This is a genomic window from Trichococcus palustris, assembly GCF_900114465.1.
GTDB classification, from domain to species: Bacteria; Bacillota; Bacilli; order Lactobacillales; family Aerococcaceae; genus Trichococcus; species Trichococcus palustris.
Window position 1 is genome coordinate 98,825 of the sequence record NZ_FOTD01000001.1, and the last position, 18,522, is coordinate 117,346.

Annotated in this window: 19 protein-coding genes; 18 read left to right on the forward strand and 1 reads right to left on the reverse strand. The window is 44.7% G+C overall.

Going from position 1 to position 18,522, the window contains the following annotated elements; all coding sequences use genetic code 11:
- Window positions 1-146 precede the first annotated feature (146 nt).
- From cbiM to BM101_RS14295, 18 genes are all read left to right on the forward strand, one after another.
- Entirely contained in the window at window positions 147-1,154 is a 1,008-nt protein-coding gene (gene cbiM / locus BM101_RS00425) for a cobalt transporter CbiM (protein ID WP_087031222.1), read from the forward strand.
- Window positions 1,138-1,932 (forward strand): energy-coupling factor transporter transmembrane component T family protein, encoded by a 795-nt coding sequence (locus BM101_RS00430; protein WP_087031225.1) that lies wholly within the window; start codon window positions 1,138-1,140, stop codon window positions 1,930-1,932. The genes cbiM and BM101_RS00430 overlap by 17 nt, the downstream gene beginning before the upstream one ends.
- A gap of 11 nt (window positions 1,933-1,943) precedes the next feature.
- The gene (locus BM101_RS00435; RefSeq protein ID WP_087031227.1) at window positions 1,944-2,687 is read left to right on the forward strand and encodes an energy-coupling factor ABC transporter ATP-binding protein; all 744 of its coding nucleotides are present in this window, start codon (window positions 1,944-1,946) and stop codon (window positions 2,685-2,687) included.
- On the forward strand, window positions 2,668-3,948 hold the full coding sequence (locus tag BM101_RS00440; protein ID WP_087031230.1) for a hypothetical protein: 1,281 nt from the start codon (window positions 2,668-2,670) through the stop codon (window positions 3,946-3,948). The genes BM101_RS00435 and BM101_RS00440 overlap by 20 nt, the downstream gene beginning before the upstream one ends.
- Before the next feature lie 15 nt (window positions 3,949-3,963).
- Complete coding sequence (locus BM101_RS00445; protein ID WP_087031233.1) at window positions 3,964-4,446, forward strand: urease accessory protein UreE; 483 nt, start codon at window positions 3,964-3,966, stop codon at window positions 4,444-4,446.
- Window positions 4,447-4,459: 13 nt separating this feature from the next.
- Window positions 4,460-5,158 carry an urease accessory protein UreF gene (locus BM101_RS00450; RefSeq protein WP_087031236.1) on the forward strand — a complete coding sequence of 233 codons (699 nt, stop codon included), beginning with the start codon at window positions 4,460-4,462 and terminating at the stop codon, window positions 5,156-5,158.
- Between the two features lie 12 nt (window positions 5,159-5,170).
- The gene (gene ureG, locus BM101_RS00455) at window positions 5,171-5,779 is read left to right on the forward strand and encodes an urease accessory protein UreG (protein ID WP_087031238.1); all 609 of its coding nucleotides are present in this window, start codon (window positions 5,171-5,173) and stop codon (window positions 5,777-5,779) included.
- A gap of 6 nt (window positions 5,780-5,785) precedes the next feature.
- Complete coding sequence (locus BM101_RS00460) at window positions 5,786-6,577, forward strand: urease accessory protein UreD (protein ID WP_087031241.1); 792 nt, start codon at window positions 5,786-5,788, stop codon at window positions 6,575-6,577.
- Between the two features lie 21 nt (window positions 6,578-6,598).
- Window positions 6,599-6,901: an urease subunit gamma gene (gene ureA, locus BM101_RS00465; RefSeq protein ID WP_087031244.1), complete on the forward strand. Its 303-nt coding sequence runs from the start codon at window positions 6,599-6,601 to the stop codon at window positions 6,899-6,901.
- A gap of 13 nt (window positions 6,902-6,914) precedes the next feature.
- Entirely contained in the window at window positions 6,915-7,277 is a 363-nt protein-coding gene (locus tag BM101_RS00470) for an urease subunit beta (RefSeq protein ID WP_087031247.1), read from the forward strand.
- A gap of 10 nt (window positions 7,278-7,287) precedes the next feature.
- Window positions 7,288-9,009 (forward strand): urease subunit alpha, encoded by a 1,722-nt coding sequence (ureC, locus tag BM101_RS00475; RefSeq protein ID WP_087031250.1) that lies wholly within the window; start codon window positions 7,288-7,290, stop codon window positions 9,007-9,009.
- 226 nt (window positions 9,010-9,235) lie between these two features.
- Complete coding sequence (locus BM101_RS00480; RefSeq protein WP_087031252.1) at window positions 9,236-10,072, forward strand: AraC family transcriptional regulator; 837 nt, start codon at window positions 9,236-9,238, stop codon at window positions 10,070-10,072.
- Window positions 10,073-10,479: 407 nt separating this feature from the next.
- Window positions 10,480-11,754 carry an ABC transporter substrate-binding protein gene (locus tag BM101_RS00485; RefSeq protein WP_087031254.1) on the forward strand — a complete coding sequence of 425 codons (1,275 nt, stop codon included), beginning with the start codon at window positions 10,480-10,482 and terminating at the stop codon, window positions 11,752-11,754.
- A 66-nt stretch (window positions 11,755-11,820) separates the two neighbouring features.
- The gene (locus tag BM101_RS00490) at window positions 11,821-12,759 is read left to right on the forward strand and encodes a carbohydrate ABC transporter permease (protein ID WP_087031258.1); all 939 of its coding nucleotides are present in this window, start codon (window positions 11,821-11,823) and stop codon (window positions 12,757-12,759) included.
- A 6-nt stretch (window positions 12,760-12,765) separates the two neighbouring features.
- Window positions 12,766-13,596, forward strand: coding sequence for a carbohydrate ABC transporter permease (locus tag BM101_RS00495; RefSeq protein ID WP_087031261.1), 831 nt, complete (start codon window positions 12,766-12,768; stop codon window positions 13,594-13,596).
- A 41-nt stretch (window positions 13,597-13,637) separates the two neighbouring features.
- Window positions 13,638-15,077 (forward strand): sucrose phosphorylase, encoded by a 1,440-nt coding sequence (gene gtfA / locus BM101_RS00500; protein WP_087031264.1) that lies wholly within the window; start codon window positions 13,638-13,640, stop codon window positions 15,075-15,077.
- A gap of 40 nt (window positions 15,078-15,117) precedes the next feature.
- A complete protein-coding gene (locus BM101_RS00505) occupies window positions 15,118-17,313 on the forward strand; it encodes an alpha-galactosidase (RefSeq protein ID WP_087031267.1) in 2,196 nt (731 codons plus the stop codon).
- 124 nt (window positions 17,314-17,437) lie between these two features.
- Window positions 17,438-17,566: a hypothetical protein gene (locus BM101_RS14295; RefSeq protein ID WP_256212086.1), complete on the forward strand. Its 129-nt coding sequence runs from the start codon at window positions 17,438-17,440 to the stop codon at window positions 17,564-17,566.
- Window positions 17,567-17,589: 23 nt separating this feature from the next.
- Here the strand turns inward: BM101_RS14295 and BM101_RS00510 are convergent, their stop codons facing one another.
- A complete protein-coding gene (locus tag BM101_RS00510) occupies window positions 17,590-18,291 on the reverse strand; it encodes an IS1096 element passenger TnpR family protein (protein ID WP_179193083.1) in 702 nt (233 codons plus the stop codon).
- Between the last annotated feature and the right edge of the window lie 231 nt (window positions 18,292-18,522).

The following is an 18,522-nucleotide window of genomic DNA, read 5'->3' on the forward strand; positions in this document are numbered from 1 at the left end:
CCTTCAATTTTACTTCTGAATATGTAAACGTTATCACAGTGGCCGTCTTTGAGGGTGAAAACTTGATTGGATTAGGTGGCTGAAGGTTGTCTCCATTTTTTTAACCGCAATCGTTGGGTGAGTAAAAAGAGAGGAGGAATGCAGTAATGCATATTCCCGACAATTATTTAAGTCCGTCGACCAGTATCATGATGGGAGCAACTATGATTCCTATATGGACGATAGCAATTAAAAAGGTCAAAGCGGAAGTTCCAAAAACAAAGTTGCCTTTACTCGGGGTTGGGGCGGCTTTTACATTTTTGTTGATGATGTTCAACGTACCGTTGCCTGGAGGAACAACCGGACATGCGGTTGGAGGGACCTTAATAGCACTCCTGCTGGGACCATATGCCGCGTGCCTCTCGATTACGATCGCACTTCTGATTCAAGCCTTACTATTTGGCGATGGAGGGATTTTGGCTTTTGGTGCCAATTGTTTTAATATGGCCTTCCTGTTGCCTTTTGCTGGCTATTTTATTTTTCAATTTATAAAATCTAAAGCGAAAACAGAAAAAGGCGAATATTTTGGTATTGCCGCGGGCTCCTATTTAGGGCTAAATCTTGCAGCTCTATGTGTAGCCGTCGAATTCGGCATTCAGCCGCTGCTTTTCACGGATGCTAGGGGCCAACCGCTGTATAGCCCGTATCCGCTGTCGGTCGCCATACCGGCCATCACCATTCCGCATCTGCTGGTGGTGGGTATCGTAGAAGCCCTGGTTTCGGTGGAAATTTACAAATTTATCAAAAGAGTCTCCCCAGACATGATCCATAAAGAGACAATAAAACAAAGCAGAGCCATCTATGCTTTGATTGTAGCGCTTATTTGTTTGACACCGCTCGGACTTTTAGCAACAGGTACCGCTTGGGGAGAATGGGATAAAGAGGAAATCCAAAATACGGTAGCCAATGGGAAAGCGCTGGGGTACATACCTGCCGGTTTGAAAAATGGCTTCAGCTTTGAAGCCATTATGCCGGATTATAAAATCGCTGGTTTATCCGATGCAACCGGATATCTTTTATCAGCGGTGGCTGGTGTCGCCATTTCAATCATTGCATTTAAAATCATCGGCAGTTTAAAAAAGAGAAGGTCGGCAAAAGATGAAAGAGATACCTGAGTGGTTGTTAACAGAAGAAACGTACGTGCTGCAATCAGACAAGAATACGTTCATCGATAAAAGCATCCAGTCAATACTGAAGGTCATTTCAAGAATAAAAGATCAAACTTCAAGCCGAGCGCTGAAATATCCGGTAAGTGCAACCTTGAAAGTGTTCAGTACGTTGTTGTTGGTAGTTTTGCTTTCTGTCTCAAGAAGCCCTTTATTCGTAATGGCTGTAATCGTATGCTTGCTCGTCATTTTAAGTCTGATGGAAGTCAGGATGATTGTAGGAATCCTAAAGGTAAGCTGTGCGGCAACTTTGTTTTCTGCGTTTGTTCTCTTGCCGGCAGCTATTTGGGGGGATTTCTTCAATAGTCTGTTATTGGTCAGTAAAGTATTTGCGAATATCTTAGCAGTGAATATCCTGTCCCATTCGACAAATTGGAACGCCATTGTCAGTGTTTTAAAAAGCTTCTTTGTTCCGGATATGTTTATTTTCGTCTTGGATATCACGCTGAAATACCTGGTGCTGTTGGGTGATTTTGCTTTGAATATGCTGCAAGCATTAAATTTAAGGTCAGTCGGCAGAGACAACAGCAAGTATACTTCCCTTTCCGGTATTGTCGGAACGACCTTCATCAAATCGAAGGAAATGGCTGAAGACATGCAAAGTGCGATGGAATGCCGCGGCTTCACCGGTGAATATTATGGGGGTCATAAATTAAAAATGGGCATCGGTGATTTGTTGGGTACCATGCTCGACGCAGGTATAATCTTTCTATTTTTTGTCATTTGAGGGGATCTATCATGATTGAATTAAACAGTGTGTCCTATGCTTATGCGGGCAGCCCGGCATTAGAAAATATAAATCTGCAGATAAAAAAAGGTGAGGCAATCGCCTTATTGGGACCAAACGGTTGTGGCAAGTCGACTTTGTTGAAGCTGATAAACGGGCTTGTATCACCTGATAGCGGCGTATATACATTCAACAATCAAGAAATAACCGCAAAAAAAATGCAAGACCCCGCTTTTGCCAAGAGGTTTCACCAAAAAATCGGTTTCGTTTTCCAGAATTCGGATACGCAACTATTCTGTCCTGATGTTTATGATGAGGTTGCTTTTGGCCCTCGGCAGATGGGGATGACCGAAGAAGCAATCGAGAGACGGGTGAATGATTGCCTCACTTTGTTGGACATCCACGCGCTTCGGCAGAAATCGCCTTACCATTTAAGCGGTGGGGAGCAAAAAAAAGTAGCGATTGCATGCGTTCTGGCTTTGAATCCGGACGTGCTGGTTCTTGATGAACCCATGAATGGTCTGGATCCAAGAACGCAACGATGGTTGGTAAATTTTCTGATTCAATTAAATAAGGCCGGGAAAACGTTGATTACCTCAACCCATAATTTAGATTTGGTGCAAGAAATTTCCCGAAGAGCGGTTTTGTTTGGGGAAGAACATAGTATTGTAGCCGATTTAGCGACAGAAAAATTGCTTGCAGAAATCGAACTTTTGAAAAGAGTGAATCTGGTAGATGAACAGTACCAAAGATAAGAAAGCAGAAGTGAACGTTGGTTGCGTTGCGATAGACGATTATGACTGGTTAAGAGGTGTTGAGATGAAAAAAACGAAGAAACCCACATTAGCTTTCGGTTGTTCGGTTTTAGGGGGATTGCTCCTTTATTATGCCATGATGTGGCTACAACCTACATTGCCTAGCATCTTATTTGATTATCACTATTGGTTGGATCACATGATGACATCCCCGTTAATGAAGTTCTATTGGATGATCGGCGACATGACCGAGCCATTTTTCTTTAAATCGTTGTTAGGCGGTATCGGTTTGCTGATTGGTTCGATTCTTGCCTATCAATTGGATAAAAGAAAATCCAGATATCGTTTGACGCCGATTACATACGGTTACGGCAAATTGTGGCCATGGCTTTTTGCTGCATCATTTTTAAGCTTGCTGATCGTTACGCTCCTTTTCGGAAATATCAGGAGCGAAGAGCCTGGCTGGGTAGCCACTTTTATCCCGTATGTAAGTATTGCCGGTGCTGTGATCCTGAAGTACGGCGGCAATATGAAATCCGTATTGACAGGCAGTATTCTGGGGGCATTGTTCTCAACGCCAATTACGATGTTCATCCGATATATTTGTTTAGCCAACGGGTTGCCGGGAGTAATCGGCAGTGTCTCCGGGATGTGGATTGGAGGAATCATCGTTTTGCAAACGTGTTACTATCTTCCTTGGATGACATTAGTCGAAACGGCGCCGAATAGTTCGGTTATTCCGGGTGAGATGACGATCGCTCAATTGAAAAAGGCTTCTCCAAACCGATTCTTTATCAGACGTTTATTGGCGGATTATTCTGAGCCGATGTTTGTCGGGAATGAGTATGCCGGCTTCTTTCTGATTATCGGCAGTCTACTTTCCTGGTTATTAAATCCGTATCATGTTTCCTATGGCACGGGTTTATTTCCGGGTATTCTGTTGGCCGGCTGGCTTTCAGGCGCTGTAGCCATTTACCTTTATTGGGACAAATGGATGGAGCAAGATTTTTTCCCGAGCTTTGTCGGAATCGTTTCGGTGGCGCCGCAAACCGTTTTGAAGTTCGGTTCCTCCATCTGGATCATTGTATTTACAGCAGTGCTGGCGGCGATTATTTGTCCGCCGATTGCTGAATATGTGAACAGCAAATTGCCGAAGCATTGGCACAGTATGATTGGCTTCACTTTTTCAATGGCGCTGGGGACAGTTGTCATTACGCTGATTTTGCGGTACTTGCAAATGAGCTTTCCATTTTTATTTTAAGGAGTGTGAATCGAATTGATTATTGAAAACGTAATAGGAAACATGAAAAACAGGGACGCCGATTCTTTTAAAAAGGACTACGTTGAGATCCACTGGTATGAATCACGGAAAAAAATCAATCGTTTGCTGTCAAAAAATGGTGCAGAGATAGGCATTAAATTAGACGACCATACGGCAGACCATGGGCTGCAAGAAGGCGATATTCTGTTTTTGAACGAAAATACGAAAGAACTCATTTATGTATCGATCTTACCTGAAAAATGCATCGTGGTCGAAGGTGCCAATACAAAAATGATGGCAAAACTTGCTTATGAAATCGGCAATCGTCATGCTCCCCTGTTTTACGGGTCACATGAGTTCCAACTGGTTGTCCCATTTGATGAACCCATGCAGGAATTGCTGAAAAAATATAGTTCATCGATTGAAGTAGCGGAAATTAAGCTGCTGGAGTCAAATGCCATTTCTTCAGTGAGCAACAAAGGAGATCACCATCATTAGAAAGGGTGTCCAAATGAAAAATGATCAGCACTATCTGTTGCACCAAATAAATGACTCCCAGTTTCCGGTGGGGAGTTACGCGCATTCGTTCGGTCTGGAAACGTATATTCAGGCCGAACTCATCCAGGATGATGAAGCTGTTTTTCAGTACATCAAAAGCAATTTGATGAATAGCGTTCTTTATAATGAAGTGCTCGCCATCTCTCAAGCCTATGATGCAGCGGAGCAAGAAAAAATTGAGGATTGTCTGCGTTTGGAGAAAAAAATAAGAGCGTTGCGCCCCCAAAAAGAGATCCGTGAGGCATATGAAAAAATAGGCTCGCGCTTTGTCAAAACGATAGATAAGATGCAAATCACCGCCGATTTATCCGGATTCCATTCGTATGTGGATGAATGCGGCATGCAGGGTTTGGCATCGACTTATAGTGTCGCATACGGTGTGCTGTGCGCAAACCTGCAGATTGAAAAAGAAGAGGCTTTGCAGGGATTCCTGTTTTCCAATACGCTGAACAGCGTCATCAATTGTGTGAAGGCTGTACCGATTAGTCAACTTTCTGGCCAAAAGATAATGGTCCAATGTTATCCTGTTTTCGATGAAATGATTGAGAAGTGCTTGTCTTTGAGTGAAGACGATCTAGGGAAAGCATCGCCCGGGTTTGAAATCAGATCGATGCAACATGAAAACCTGTATTCAAGGTTATATATGTCTTAGGAGGAAAAAATGATGCCATATGTAAAAATCGGAGTTGCCGGACCGGTAGGGTGCGGAAAGACGCGTTTAATCCAAAATGTAGTCGGCATTTTAAAGCAAGATTATAGCATCTGCGTCGTAACGAATGATATCTACACAAACGAGGATGCACAATATCTGATTGCGAGCGGTATTTTGGACCCGGAAAGAATCCGCGGAGTTGAAACCGGAGGATGTCCGCATACAGCCATCAGGGAAGACGTTTCCATGAATATGGAAGCCGTGGAAGAATTGGCGGCTACCTTTCCGGATACAGAGATCGTCTTCATTGAGAGTGGCGGAGATAACCTTGCGGCTACCTTCAGTCCGGATTTAGCCGATGCTACTATTTTTTGCATCGATGTAGCCGAGGGAGGAGATATTCCCAGAAAAGGTGGTCCCGGTATTACACGTTCAGACCTGCTGGTAGTGAACAAATGCGATTTAGCGCCCTATGTAGACGTTGATTTGGAACAATTAGATGTAGATTGTGCGCGCATGCGCAAAGACAAGCCTTACTACATTACAAACATGAAAGGTAACGAAGGTCCTCTGTTGATAGCTGACTGGATCCGCAAGAATATCTTATTAGAAGGTCTGTGATGAGGGATGAAAAGTAAATTTGCCCAACAATCAAAACTATATTTACGGGTAGAAGAAAAGAATAACCGGACCTGCTTAGTCGACAATTTTTCAACGCCACCGTTGAAAGTGATGCGTCCTTTCTACCGCTCCGATCAAGGAATGGAGCTAATGATCATGAGCGCTTCAGCCGGCATTTTAGCCGGCGATGACCAACTGATCGATATCGGGATTGGTGCGAATACGAACGTTGAGATTTCATCGCAATCATTTGAAAAAATATTTACGATGAAACCTGATGAACTAGCCGTCAGAAACACGACTATTCAGGTTGGACCAAATGCATCGCTCATCTATAATCCGCTTACGACCATTCCATTCCGTGGTTCTTCCTACCGGGCGAAAACCAGCATCCAATTAGAAGACGAGACATCCCGATTTATCATGATGGATATCATCAATTCCGGCAGGGTGGACAGTGGGGAATCCTTCCAGTTCCGTAAATTCCAATCTGTCACCGAAATCATTTCGCAAGGGGAATATCTATACTTGGACAACTGCCATTTCGAACCTGAGCAAAGTCAGATGGCTGATTTTGGGATGTTTGAAGGATTCACGCATTTGCTTACCGTCCTGATTTTCCATCATCAACTAGCAGAAGAAAAAAAGGCTGAAATAAGAAAGATAATCGATAGTCACCCTTCCGTTCAAGGCGGCATTTCTACCACTTGGTCGGGAAATTATGTGGTGAGGGTTTTAGGCGGAAATTCCCAGGAATTGGAAAAGATAGCAAAGAAAGTGACTGAACAATGCCAATAAACAAGAAAAGGAGCCGGTTTTATGCATTTAGTGGATAAAGATATTGAAAGATTGATGATATTTACTGCAGGTGAGGTTGCACGGAAAAGAAAAGAGCGAGGGTTGAAGCTGAATTATCCCGAGGCAATAGCACTGATCAGTTCAGAAATGTACGAACTTGCCAGAGATGGAAAAACTGTTGCAGAAATCATGTATTTGGGGACCAAAATCTTATCCAGCGAAGATGTGATGGATGGTGTGCCAGTGATGATCCATGACATCCAAATCGAAGCAACATTCCCAGATGGCACAAAATTAGTTACCGTTCATAATCCAATTATTTAGGGGGTAAAAATTGATGATTCCGGGAGAGTATATTTTAAAAAAGGAAAATATTGAGTTGAATGCAGGTAAAGCAGTCATCCGGTTACCGGTTAAGAATGTCGGTGACCGTGCCGTTCAGGTGGGTTCTCATTATCACTTTTTTGAAGTGAACCGTCATTTGAAATTTGACCGTGAAGCTGCCTATGGATTCTGTCTGGACATTGCTTCAGGAACTGCCGTCCGTTTTGAACCTGGAGAAGAAAAAGAGGTTCAATTAGTAGAACTGGGTGGGGTTAAGAGAGTCATCGGTTTAAATGGATTGACCAACGGCCAAACGAATGAGTTGAACAAAAAGCAAGCAATTGAAAACGCCAAATTAAAAGGTTTCATCGACTAGGAGGGACATTATGAGCATCAAAATTTCAAGAGAAAAATATGCCTCGATGTATGGGCCAACAGTAGGGGATAAGATTCGTTTGGCTGATACAAATATCTTGATCGAAGTGGAAAAAGATCATACGGTGTACGGAGAAGAAACAAAATTCGGCGGCGGTAAAACCGTTCGCGATGGCATGGCCCAAGCTTCTGAAATCACTTCCAAAGCCGGTGCTCCGGATCTCGTTTTAACGAATGCCTTAGTGTTGGACTTTACCGGAATATATAAAGCTGACATCGGCGTCAAGGATGGTAAAATTTGCGGAATCGGCAAAGCCGGAAATCCGGGCATCAACGACAATGTGACACCCAGTCTAGTGATTGGGGCGTCCACAGAAATCCTTTCTGCTGAAGGCAAGATAGTAACGGCCGGAGGAATCGATACCCATATCCATTTCATCAGCCCGCAGCAAGTCCGGACTGCCTTGAACAGCGGCATCACAACAATGATCGGCGGCGGGACGGGACCGGTTGATGGCACCAATGCCACTACCTGTACGCCTGGACCCTGGTATCTGAAAGAAATGTATCGGGCTGCGGATGGTTTATTGATGAATATCGGCATTTTAGGCAAAGGCAATTCTTCCTCCTTTGAACCATTGGCAGAACAGATCGAAGCTGGCGCATGCGGGCTGAAAATACATGAAGACTGGGGTTCAACGCCAGCCGTCATCGATACCTGTTTACAAGTAGCTGACAAGTATGATGTGCAGGTGTCGATCCATACCGACACTTTGAATGAAGCCGGCAATATCGAGGATACGCTGGCAGCCATTAACGGACGCACAATCCATACCTATCACACAGAAGGTGCGGGTGGTGGCCATGCTCCGGATATTATTGTTGCAGCAGGAGAAGAAAATATTTTACCTGCATCCACCAATCCAACGATGCCATTCACAATCAATACGATCGATGAACATTTGGATATGATGATGGTTTGTCATCATTTGGATAAGAGTTTGAAAGAGGATGTGGCTTTTGCCGATTCCCGTATTCGCCCGGAAACCATCTCAGCTGAAGATGTCCTGCAAGACTTAGGCGTATTTTCTATCATGAGTTCAGATTCTCAAGCTATGGGTCGAGTAGGAGAAACCATTACCCGCACCTGGCAATCAGCCTCTAAATCGAAGGATCAACGTGGCGCATTGCCTGAAGACAAAGCTACTGACAATGACAATTTCCGCGCAAAACGTTATGTTGCGAAATACACAATCAATCCTGCAATCGCTCATGGCATTGCCGATTACGTAGGTTCCATTGAAATTGGGAAATATGCTGATTTGGTTGTCTGGGAACCGAAATTTTTTGGTGTGAGACCGGAGCAAATCTTAAAATCAGGCATGGTCATCAGTTCAAAAATGGGTGATCCGAATGCTTCTATCCCAACACCACAACCAATCATTTATCGCGACATGTTTGGCGCTTTTGGTGGGGCATTACATGATACGTGCTTCAGCTTTGTTTCACAAGTTTCCATTGATAATGGAACCATCGCCAGCTATGATCTTAAAAAGAAGGTATTGCCTGTCCATAATTGCAGAACAGTAGGGAAAAAAGATATGAAGTTCAATAGCGAAACACCTACTCTTCATGTTGATCCTGATACTTATCGTGTTGCAGTGAATGGCAAAGAGGTCAGTTGTGAACCTGTGAGTGTGCTTCCGATGGCACAACTGTATAATCTATTCTAAAAGTAAACAAGGAGGGCCTGTCCAAAAACTTGAATGCAGGATCAAGTTTTTGGACAGGCCCTCCTTGTTAATATGTTCAGTTAGACGTTGCTCCTAACCGGGACCACACTGCAGCTGAAGCTGGTAGGATGGCAAATAAAGGAAGATATTAGAATAAGCTATAGCATTCCACAGCTTATTTTTCTACAATAGAAGAAAGCGTTTTGAGAATAGGAATGGTGAGGGAATGGATGAGGATTTTTTCCGGGAGGAAGTCTACTATAAGGATCTGTATTATGTGACAAAAGGCAAAGAACAATGTGAACCCAACCACAGTTTTGGTCCGTACATGCGAGAATATTACCTGATACACATCATCATGAAGGGGAAAGGTTATTTTGAAATCGGCAACAGCCGCTTCAACCTGAAGCAAGGGCAGTTCTTTATCATCTACCCCAATGTGATAACTTTTTATCAAGCCGACGAGGAAGATCCATGGGAATATTATTGGATCGGTTTAAAAGGTGAACAGCTGGAAGCTTTGCTGGGTGCCATCGGCTTTCGACTATCGAATCCGGTTGGGAATGTCAAGCGATTTGATGAGACAAAACAGATGATGGAAGACATCATGCAGGCGAATCCTTTTGATGTTTTGTCGCGTGTGCGTCTGCAAGGTCAGCTCTATCTCCTTTTGAGCATGTTGGGGAGCGACTTGGACGGTACGGAAATCAGGCAAATAGAGAAGGTCAACAGGGGTGTCGAGTACACGAAGCAAGCCATTGAAATCATCAAAGAGCGGTATCACGATGTAGACTTTCAGATCGGGGACATCAGTCAGGAATTGTCCTTGAACGAATCCTACTTGACTGCGGTGTTCCGAAAAACGACCAATCGGACACCGCATGAATACCTGATCGACTTCCGCGTCTATACGGGTCGGATATATTTGGAGACGACCGATTTGAGCATCGCCGATGTCGCAGAGAAGGTCGGATATAAAAACCCATTGAGCTTCACCCGCATCTTCAAAAGTAAAATGCAGATGTCGCCGCGGGAGTATGCAAAAAAAGCGAAGAATAAATGATTGGAGAACTTGATTTAGGAATCAGGTTCTTTTTTGGGGTGCGTTTGAATCAGTTTGATAAAGGGCTGCTACAAGGAAGGACCCAACACCATTAATGGCGATAAGCAGCAGATACTTAAAAGCGACAGGATTACGGTAGGAATTGGAAGGTTACGCCCCGTCCCGCAGAGGAGGAGACAGAATAAATAGAAAATCAACAAAAAAGTATGTTTTAGATTGCGTAGATATCTGTCGTAGCAGACGATGATTTGGTATTATAAGTACATCGAAAGGAAGCAAGCGTTTACAATTAGCGTGGTTTGGCCAATCATAACGCAACAAGGAAATAGAAAGAGAATACCGAAGTTTTTCAGAATATGCAATTTTATTGATTTTTATCGAAAAAACAAGAAAAGGTGGAGTAAAATATGTTGAAGAAATGGCAGAAATTATCTTTAGCGACAGTTGTAGCATCGGCATTTGTATTAGGAGCATGCGGTAATGGGGGTTCAAGCAACACTGCATCCGGCGACGTGACGATTACATACGAAATTTGGGATAAAATTCAACAACCTGGTATGGAAGCGATCGCAAGCGCATTCGAAGAAAAAAACCCTGGTATAGACGTGAAAGTTGAAGTAACACCGTGGGATCAATATTGGACGAAATTGGAAGCGGGAGCAAAAGGAGGCAGTATGCCGGATGTATTCTGGATGCACTCCAATGAAATTGCGAAGTATTCAACCGGTGGTGTCTTGATGGATTTGACCGACACATACGCAAACAGCAAAATAGCATCATTGGATAATTTCCCGACTGAGCTAGTTAATCTGTATTCAACAAAAGATGCGCTTTATGGTATTCCAAAGGACTATGACACCATCGGCATGTGGTACAACAAAACCCTGTTTGATAAAGCTGGACTTGCCTATCCAGATGGTACATGGACTTGGGACACTCTATTAGAAAATGCACAAAAATTGAATGATCCTGCTAATGGTGTCTATGGAGTTCTGGCACCGCTTAATAGCCAAGAAGGATATTACAACTTCATTTTCCAAAACGGTGGATATGTCCTATCAGATGATAAGACTAAATCCGGTTTCCGTTTGGATGAAACAATCGATGCTGTGCAATGGTATGCGGATTTGAGCTTGAAATATGGCGTATCCCCTACACAAAGTCAATTCGCGGAAAATACAAATCTTTCATTCTTCCAATCCGGCCGGGGTGCTATAGGATTCTTCGGTTCATGGATGACAGGTGAAATGGCAAATAATGAATATACAGCAGCTAATGTTGATGTTGCTCCATTACCAAAAGGTAAGCAAGCAGCTACTATCTTCAATGGATTAGCAAATTCGGTTTCGGCATCAACAAAAAATAAAGAAGCGTCTTTAAAATTTGTGGAATTCTTGGGTTCAGAAGAAGCGATGCGTCTGCAAGGTGAAAATGGCGCGGCCATACCAGCATACAAAGGAACAGAAGAAACATTTATAAAAGCATACAGCCAATTCAATATGCAAGTCTTCGTAGACCAAATGAAAAATGCTTACATCAAACCTTATTCAAATGAAACTGCTCGTTGGGAAGATGTGGAAAAAAATGCCTTGATGCCAGTTTTTGATGGGCAAAAATCAGTTAAAGAAGTAGCGCCTGAAATCGTAGCCGGCGTTGAAGGAATCTTAGCGAACGAAAAATAAAAATAGGAAAGCCGCTTATGAGTTATTCCTTATAAGTGGCTTTCCAATATATATGAGGTGAACAGGATGACATCGATTGTAGAAAATACTAAGGGAAAAACCGTCCGTACTGTGACGGCGAAAGAACGCAAAAGAAAAACAGCGTTATGGGGATGGTTCTTCATTGCTCCAACCTTGATCGGGTTAATGATTTTGAACGTCATTCCGCTTTTTCAATCGTTATTCATGAGTTTCCAAAATGTGAGTACCTTCGGGACATCAACATTTGTCGGACTGGATAACTATTTGAAGATGCTGAACGATGCGGATTTTTGGCAATCGTTAAGGAATACTTTTTTCTATGCTATCGTTCAGGTTCCTGTGACCATCGTACTTTCCTTATTCTTTGCTGTTTTAATGAATACAAAAGTGAAAGCGCTCGGATTGTACCGCACTATCTTCTTTCTGCCGATGATTGCGGCTCCTGCTGCAATCGCAATGGTTTGGCGTTGGTTGTTCAATTCCGAATATGGCTTGATCAATGTTGTATTGGATAAAGTTGGCTATACCGGATCGATCCAATGGATTACTGATCCCCAAGTGGCTATTTGGTCCATCATCATTGTAGGGATCTGGACAAACGTTGGCTATAACATGATTCTCTTGTTGGCAGGCTTAAAAGAAATACCAAAAGAGTATTATGAAGCTGCCGTCGTCGATGGCGCTGGTCCAATGAAGCAATTCTTTTCCATCACTTTACCGCTTCTGTCGCCACAATTGTTCTTCGTCTCCGTGACGAGTGTCATCAGTGCGTTGCAAGTATTCGACATCATCTTCATGATGTTCGACCGGACCAATTTGGCATTGAAGAGCACGCAATCGTTAGTTTACATGTTCTTTAATGAATCTTTCGTACTGAATGAAAAAGGATATGGTTCGGCTGTCGCGATTTCATTGGTGTTGATCATCATGATGATTACCGGAATCCAATTGTTGGCACAAAAAAAATGGGTTACATACGATTAGGAGTGAATGAGAATGCATACAAAAAATACAAAAATGGTGACGTTGATTCATATCGTCCTGATCATCGGTTCTTTCCTGATGGTTGTCCCGTTCTTATGGATGTTGTTGACATCCGGAAAAACCATCAGTGAATCGACGCAGATTCCACCGCAAATATTCCCGAAAATATTCCAAATCGAAAATTACAAAACCGTTTGGAATTCCTTGCCGTTCGTTAGTTTTTACATCAATACCGGCCTCATGATTGCCTTCCGGGTGTTGACGTCAACCTTATTCAGTGCCATGGCTGCCTTTGCCGTAGCGAAATTGGACTTTCCAGGAAAGAAACTTTTCTTTGGAATTGTTTTGACGCAAATGATGATTCCGTCACAAATCTATTTGACGCCACAGTACTTATTGGTGCAGAAATTGGGTTTGCTGAACACCGTTTCCGCGCTTGTCATCCCAGGAATTGTATCTGCTTTTGGTACATTCCTCTTACGACAATTCTTCATTAAATTGCCGAATGAATTGATGGAAGCGGCCACCATTGATGGCGCGACGGTTTGGCAAGTTTTTTACCGCATCTATATGCCGCTGGCGCGTTCCGGTTTGGTTGCATTAGGGATTTTCACTTCACTGTTCGCCTTCAAGGATTTGATGTGGCCATTGGTTGTGAACATGTCCCAGGACAAGATGACCTTGTCTGCCGGTTTGGCCAGCCTACAAGGCCAATTCACGACGAATTATCCACAATTGATGGCTGGCTCCGTGATTGCCATCATCCCAATGATCATCCTCTATGTCATTTTCCAAAAACAATTTATCGAGGGAATCGCCACGACAGGCGGGAAATAGGGATCATAACGGAATAAATATCTCAAAACAGGAGTGACAAGATGGAAATAAAAAACGAAGCCATGCTGATTACCTATCCGGACAGCCTGGGCAAGAACTTAAAAGATTTGGAATACGTATTGGACCACCATTTAAAAGGCGTTGTGGGCGGGGTACACATCTTGCCGTTCTTTCCTTCCTCAGGTGACCGAGGTTTTTCTCCGATGGATTACACGAAAGTGGACGAGTCTTTCGGCGGCTGGGAGGACATCAAACGAATCAGCGAGAAGTACTATATGATGTATGAATTCATGCTCAACCACATTTCGGCGAAATCGCCCTATTACCTCGACTTCCTCGAAAAAAAGGAAGATTCGCCTTATAAGGACTACTTCATCCGCTACAATGAGTATTGGCCGGAGAACCGACCAACCGAAGCCGACATCGATCTGATCTACAAACGAAAACCGAAAGCGCCATTCGAGGACGCGCACTTCAAGGATGGCACGGTGGAAAAAGTCTGGTGTACCTTCTCCGAGGAACAAATCGACTTGAACGTCGCAACGGAAGCAACCCGTGCGTTCATCAAGGATACCCTGACTTTCTTGGCAGATAAAGGAGCTTCCGTCATCCGTCTGGACGCATTTGCTTATGCCGTTAAAAGATTGGATACAAATTGCTTCTTCGTCGAACCGGATATCTGGGAAATGCTGGAATATGCAGCAGATATCCTCAGACCGTATCAGGTGACGGTATTGCCGGAGATCCATGAACACTACACGATCCAGCAAAAAATTGCCGAAAAAGGCTATCCGGTTTATGACTTTGCCTTGCCGATGCTGGTGCTACATGCCCTGTATAGCGGCAAAGCGGAAAAACTGCTGCATTGGCTGGACATCTGCCCGCGTAATCAGTTCACGACCTTGGATACGCATGATGGCATCGGCGTTGTCGATGTAAAGGATCTTTTGACCCAAGAAGAAGTGGATTTTGCGGTCCAATCCTTGTATGAAAAGGGCGCGAATTTGAAACGCATCTACAGTTCTGAAGCATACAACAATTTAGACATCTACCAAATCAATTGCACATACTATTCGGCTTTGGGCAACAACGATGATGCCTATTTATTGGCCCGAGCCATCCAATGCTTTACGCCGGGAATTCCACAAATTTACTACGTGGGCTTGTTTGCTGGAGAAAATGATCTGGAATTGTTGGAGAACAGCAAAGAAGGCCGGAACATCAATCGACATTACTACAGTTTGGACGAAATCAAACAAGAGACTGAACGAGCGGTCGTGAAGGATCTGTTCCGCCTGTTGGCTTTCCGTAACACCGCAAAAGCCTTCGATGGCGAACTGGAGACGACAGATACCGGTGAAGGCACGTTCACCTTGACGTGGAAAACGGCAGAAGAAACAGCCCTGCTGACGGTCGATTTACCGAAGAAAACCTTCGCTATCGTGCACAGCACGGCGGACGGCGAAAAACTGATTTTCTGAAAGACAGGCACGGAAGACGGATGATGAAGGAGCGAAAAATGTGACGATACAGTATAACGAAGATAAAAAATATTTCCATTTGCAAAACGAGTCGGTCAGCTATGTGATCGCACTTGAAGAAGAAACCTATGTTTCCCATCAATACTGGGGAAAGAGGATCAATGCCTTTTCGCAAGTGGCTGATTATCCACGGCAGGACAATGCTTTTGCGCCAAACCCATACGATGTGACGGGCCGCGAGTTTTCGCTTGCGACCTTGCCGCAGGAGTTCCCTGGTAATGGAAGCGGTGATTTCCGTGAATCGGCATTTGAATGTCTGTATGCTGACAATACGACTGTGAGCCTGCTGACTTACAAAGGGCACGAAATTTTGTCCGGCAAACAGCCTTTGACGGGTTTGCCGCAGACTTATGAGACGAAAGAGGAAGCCGCTGAAACCTTGCTTCTGACGATGGAAGATGTGATCACGAAAGCGCAAGTCACCTTGGTGTATACCTTGTTTGCGGACTACCCGATTGTGACGCGTTCTGCACGCTTCACGAACAGCGGCACAGAAACCGTTCATCTGAATAAAGCCTTGAGCATGTCCATCGATTTTCCGGACAGTGCTTTCGACATGATCCAGTTGCCGGGCGCTTGGGGAAGGGAACGTCAAATCGTACGCTCGCCATTGGTCCGTGGTATCCATCGCCTCGATAGCAAACGCGGCACCACGAGTCATGCCTATCAGCCATTCGTGGCCTTGGCCGGCAAGGATGCAAACGAAGACCAAGGGGAAGTATACGGATTCCACTTCGTCTACAGTGGGGAATTCGTCGCCAATGTTGAGGTCGATACCTACGCACAAACCCGGGTTCAGATGGGAATCAGCCCGGAACATTTCCAATGGAAGCTGGCTGCCGGTGAAACTTTCCAGACGCCGGAAGTCGTGTTGGTATACAGCGACGAAGGCATGAACGGTCTGTCGCAGACGCTGCATCCGTTCTATCAAAAACATCTGGTGCGCGGCGCCCATCAATTCGCCGAACGGCCTGTCCTCATCAACAATTGGGAAGGGACCTACTTTGATTTCACGCCTGAAAAAATCGAAGCGATGGCTGAAGAATCCGCTGCATTGGGCGTAGAACTATTTGTGCTGGATGATGGTTGGTTCGGCAAACGCGACGATGATTACTCCTCTTTAGGGGATTGGTTCGTTCATGACAAGAAATTGCCGAACGGCTTAAAGGCCTTGTCAGAAGCAATCAAAGCAAAAGGCATGCTGTTCGGTTTGTGGTTTGAGCCAGAGATGATTTCCGGGGACAGCGAACTGTACCGTGCGCATCCGGATTGGTGCGTCCATACACCTGGAAGGGAAAAATCGCTGGGACGTAGCCAGTATGTCCTCGATTTCAGTCGTAAGGAAGTGCGGGACGATATCCTAGCGCAGATGATGAAGATTTTGGATGAGGTGCCGATCGATTACATTAAGTGGGACTATAACCGCAATATGACAGAAATCGGTACAGCTGCGAAAAATGCGCTGCCGGGTGAAGTGTTGCATAACTACATGCTGGGTCTATATGAAGTGATGGAAGCGTTGGTGACCAAATATCCGCACATTCTGTTCGAAAGTTGTTCCGGCGGTGGCGGACGCTATGACCCCGGTATCCTTTACTACATGCCACAAACGTGGACAAGCGACAACACCGATGCGGTGGCGCGCTTGGAAATCCAGTACGGCACTAGCTTGGTGATGCCAATTTCCAGCATGGCCTCTCACGTATCCGCCGTGCCAAACCACCAAGTGCACCGCATGACTTCGATGAAGATGCGCGGGGATGTGGCCATGGCCGGAAACTTAGGCTATGAGTTGGATGTGACTACCTTGTCAGAAGAAGAGAAAGCGGAGATGAAGGATCAGATCGCCTTTTACAAAAAACACCGCAAACTCATCCAATACGGCACATTCCACCGCATCCTGAACCCGTTCGAGACCCAAAATGAAGCGGCCTGGATATTCGTCAGCCCGGAAAAAGAGGAAGCGATATACTTCTACTACCGCGTCTTGGACCGCGCCAACATGAAGCGCAAGAAAGTCATCTTCAAAGGGCTCGACCCAGCTAAAGTCTACGCCGTGACCGGCTACGAAGAGCCAATCGGAGGCGATGAGCTTATGAACCGCGGGCTGTACCTGAAGGAAGCACTGCAAGGGGATTATCAGAGTGCGTGCATGGTGTTGAAAGCGTTAGCGTAAAGCAAGGCGGCCGATTGAGCGGAACGGTGAGGAACATAGCAATAGAGTGTCCGAATGCCACCGTAAAAGACGGCCTTTCCATAACCGGTTCCCAGGCAGGTTCTGCTAAAATGAATGTGGGGAATTGGCTGAAGAAAAATCTGTAAACATTCCTGAATTTGGCATCCGACTGATGAACCAAAAAAACAGAAATCCCGCAATGACGGGATTTCTGTTTTTTTGGTTATTGCGCAAGGCGGCAGCAAATGGATAAGGCCAGACGACTCAGAATGGATTTCAGCAGTCGGAATTATCCGATTCTGCATCATAGGGTTCGTCATAGATTTCATCGTCATCAAAGTGTAAATCGTGCTGGAATTCTTCATATTCAGAATCGTAGCTGATGGCATCGCCCAAAAGCGCAAGTTCCTTATTGATGGCAGCGACAAGTTCCTCTTTTTTTACGCTGATCAGCTTAGCCTTCTTCTGCAAAATATCGCCGCGGTCGTCCATTTCTTCAGGTGCCAAATTTTCCGCACCCGTACAGAGCGGATAGGTTGCATCTTCCTGCGCGGCAACTATTTCAGTCAGAATAATCTCGATCTCGAGGACGGCATCCGTAAAATAGGTGTAGGTTGCTTGGTCGCCCACATCCACAAAATAGGAGCCGATGGGTCTGTACTCGTCCTCGTCGAAAGCTTCTTCATAATCCAACTCGTAATTTTCATCAAAACTGTCTTCAGAAAAGGCATCCGCGAAGTCGCCTTCCTCATCGAGGGCTTCATACTCGTCCATCGAAGTTTCTTCGATGATGACCGGAGGGATTTCTACGCCTCCGGAGCGGGTGATTTCGAAGCGGTGTTCGAAGATGCTGCTCCAGTCGAAAAGCGCCTGTATGTAGGTATTGAAGTCGTGAAAACTATCGGTGCAGTCGACCTGGATATCGCGCCAAACAGGAATCCCGATATCCCGTAAAGACAACCTGAATTCGTATATCATCTGTTTCACCATCCAAACATATTTTCTTTCAGTATAACGCTTACAAGAGGCGTTCTCAAATCAAAATGGATTCGCCTGAATGCCTTCATAGCGACTTTTATTAAACCATACAATTTCGGGTGCTACAGTAACGTTTGAATCTATCGGTGTGATACAATTTGGGCATAGAGGAACAACGAAAAGGTGTTGAAATCGTTCCATCCGGCCAAACTGTGCCAACAAGAAACAACT

What these genes read in the sequence shown, in the direction of transcription:
- cbiM (WP_087031222.1), top strand. Translation starts at nt 147, where the DNA reads ATGCATATTCCCGACAATTATTTAAGTCCGTCGACCAGTATCATGATG.
- BM101_RS00430 (WP_087031225.1), top strand. Translation starts at nt 1,138, where the DNA reads ATGAAAGAGATACCTGAGTGGTTGTTAACAGAAGAAACGTACGTGCTG.
- BM101_RS00435 (WP_087031227.1), top strand. Translation starts at nt 1,944, where the DNA reads ATGATTGAATTAAACAGTGTGTCCTATGCTTATGCGGGCAGCCCGGCA.
- BM101_RS00440 (WP_087031230.1), top strand. Translation starts at nt 2,668, where the DNA reads ATGAACAGTACCAAAGATAAGAAAGCAGAAGTGAACGTTGGTTGCGTT.
- BM101_RS00450 (WP_087031236.1), top strand. Translation starts at nt 4,460, where the DNA reads ATGAAAAATGATCAGCACTATCTGTTGCACCAAATAAATGACTCCCAG.
- ureG (WP_087031238.1), top strand. Translation starts at nt 5,171, where the DNA reads ATGCCATATGTAAAAATCGGAGTTGCCGGACCGGTAGGGTGCGGAAAG.
- BM101_RS00460 (WP_087031241.1), top strand. Translation starts at nt 5,786, where the DNA reads ATGAAAAGTAAATTTGCCCAACAATCAAAACTATATTTACGGGTAGAA.
- ureA (WP_087031244.1), top strand. Translation starts at nt 6,599, where the DNA reads ATGCATTTAGTGGATAAAGATATTGAAAGATTGATGATATTTACTGCA.
- BM101_RS00470 (WP_087031247.1), top strand. Translation starts at nt 6,915, where the DNA reads ATGATTCCGGGAGAGTATATTTTAAAAAAGGAAAATATTGAGTTGAAT.
- ureC (WP_087031250.1), top strand. Translation starts at nt 7,288, where the DNA reads ATGAGCATCAAAATTTCAAGAGAAAAATATGCCTCGATGTATGGGCCA.
- BM101_RS00480 (WP_087031252.1), top strand. Translation starts at nt 9,236, where the DNA reads ATGGATGAGGATTTTTTCCGGGAGGAAGTCTACTATAAGGATCTGTAT.
- BM101_RS00485 (WP_087031254.1), top strand. Translation starts at nt 10,480, where the DNA reads ATGTTGAAGAAATGGCAGAAATTATCTTTAGCGACAGTTGTAGCATCG.
- BM101_RS00490 (WP_087031258.1), top strand. Translation starts at nt 11,821, where the DNA reads ATGACATCGATTGTAGAAAATACTAAGGGAAAAACCGTCCGTACTGTG.
- BM101_RS00495 (WP_087031261.1), top strand. Translation starts at nt 12,766, where the DNA reads ATGAGAATGCATACAAAAAATACAAAAATGGTGACGTTGATTCATATC.
- gtfA (WP_087031264.1), top strand. Translation starts at nt 13,638, where the DNA reads ATGGAAATAAAAAACGAAGCCATGCTGATTACCTATCCGGACAGCCTG.
- BM101_RS00510 (WP_179193083.1), bottom strand. Translation starts at nt 18,291, where the DNA reads ATGATATACGAATTCAGGTTGTCTTTACGGGATATCGGGATTCCTGTT.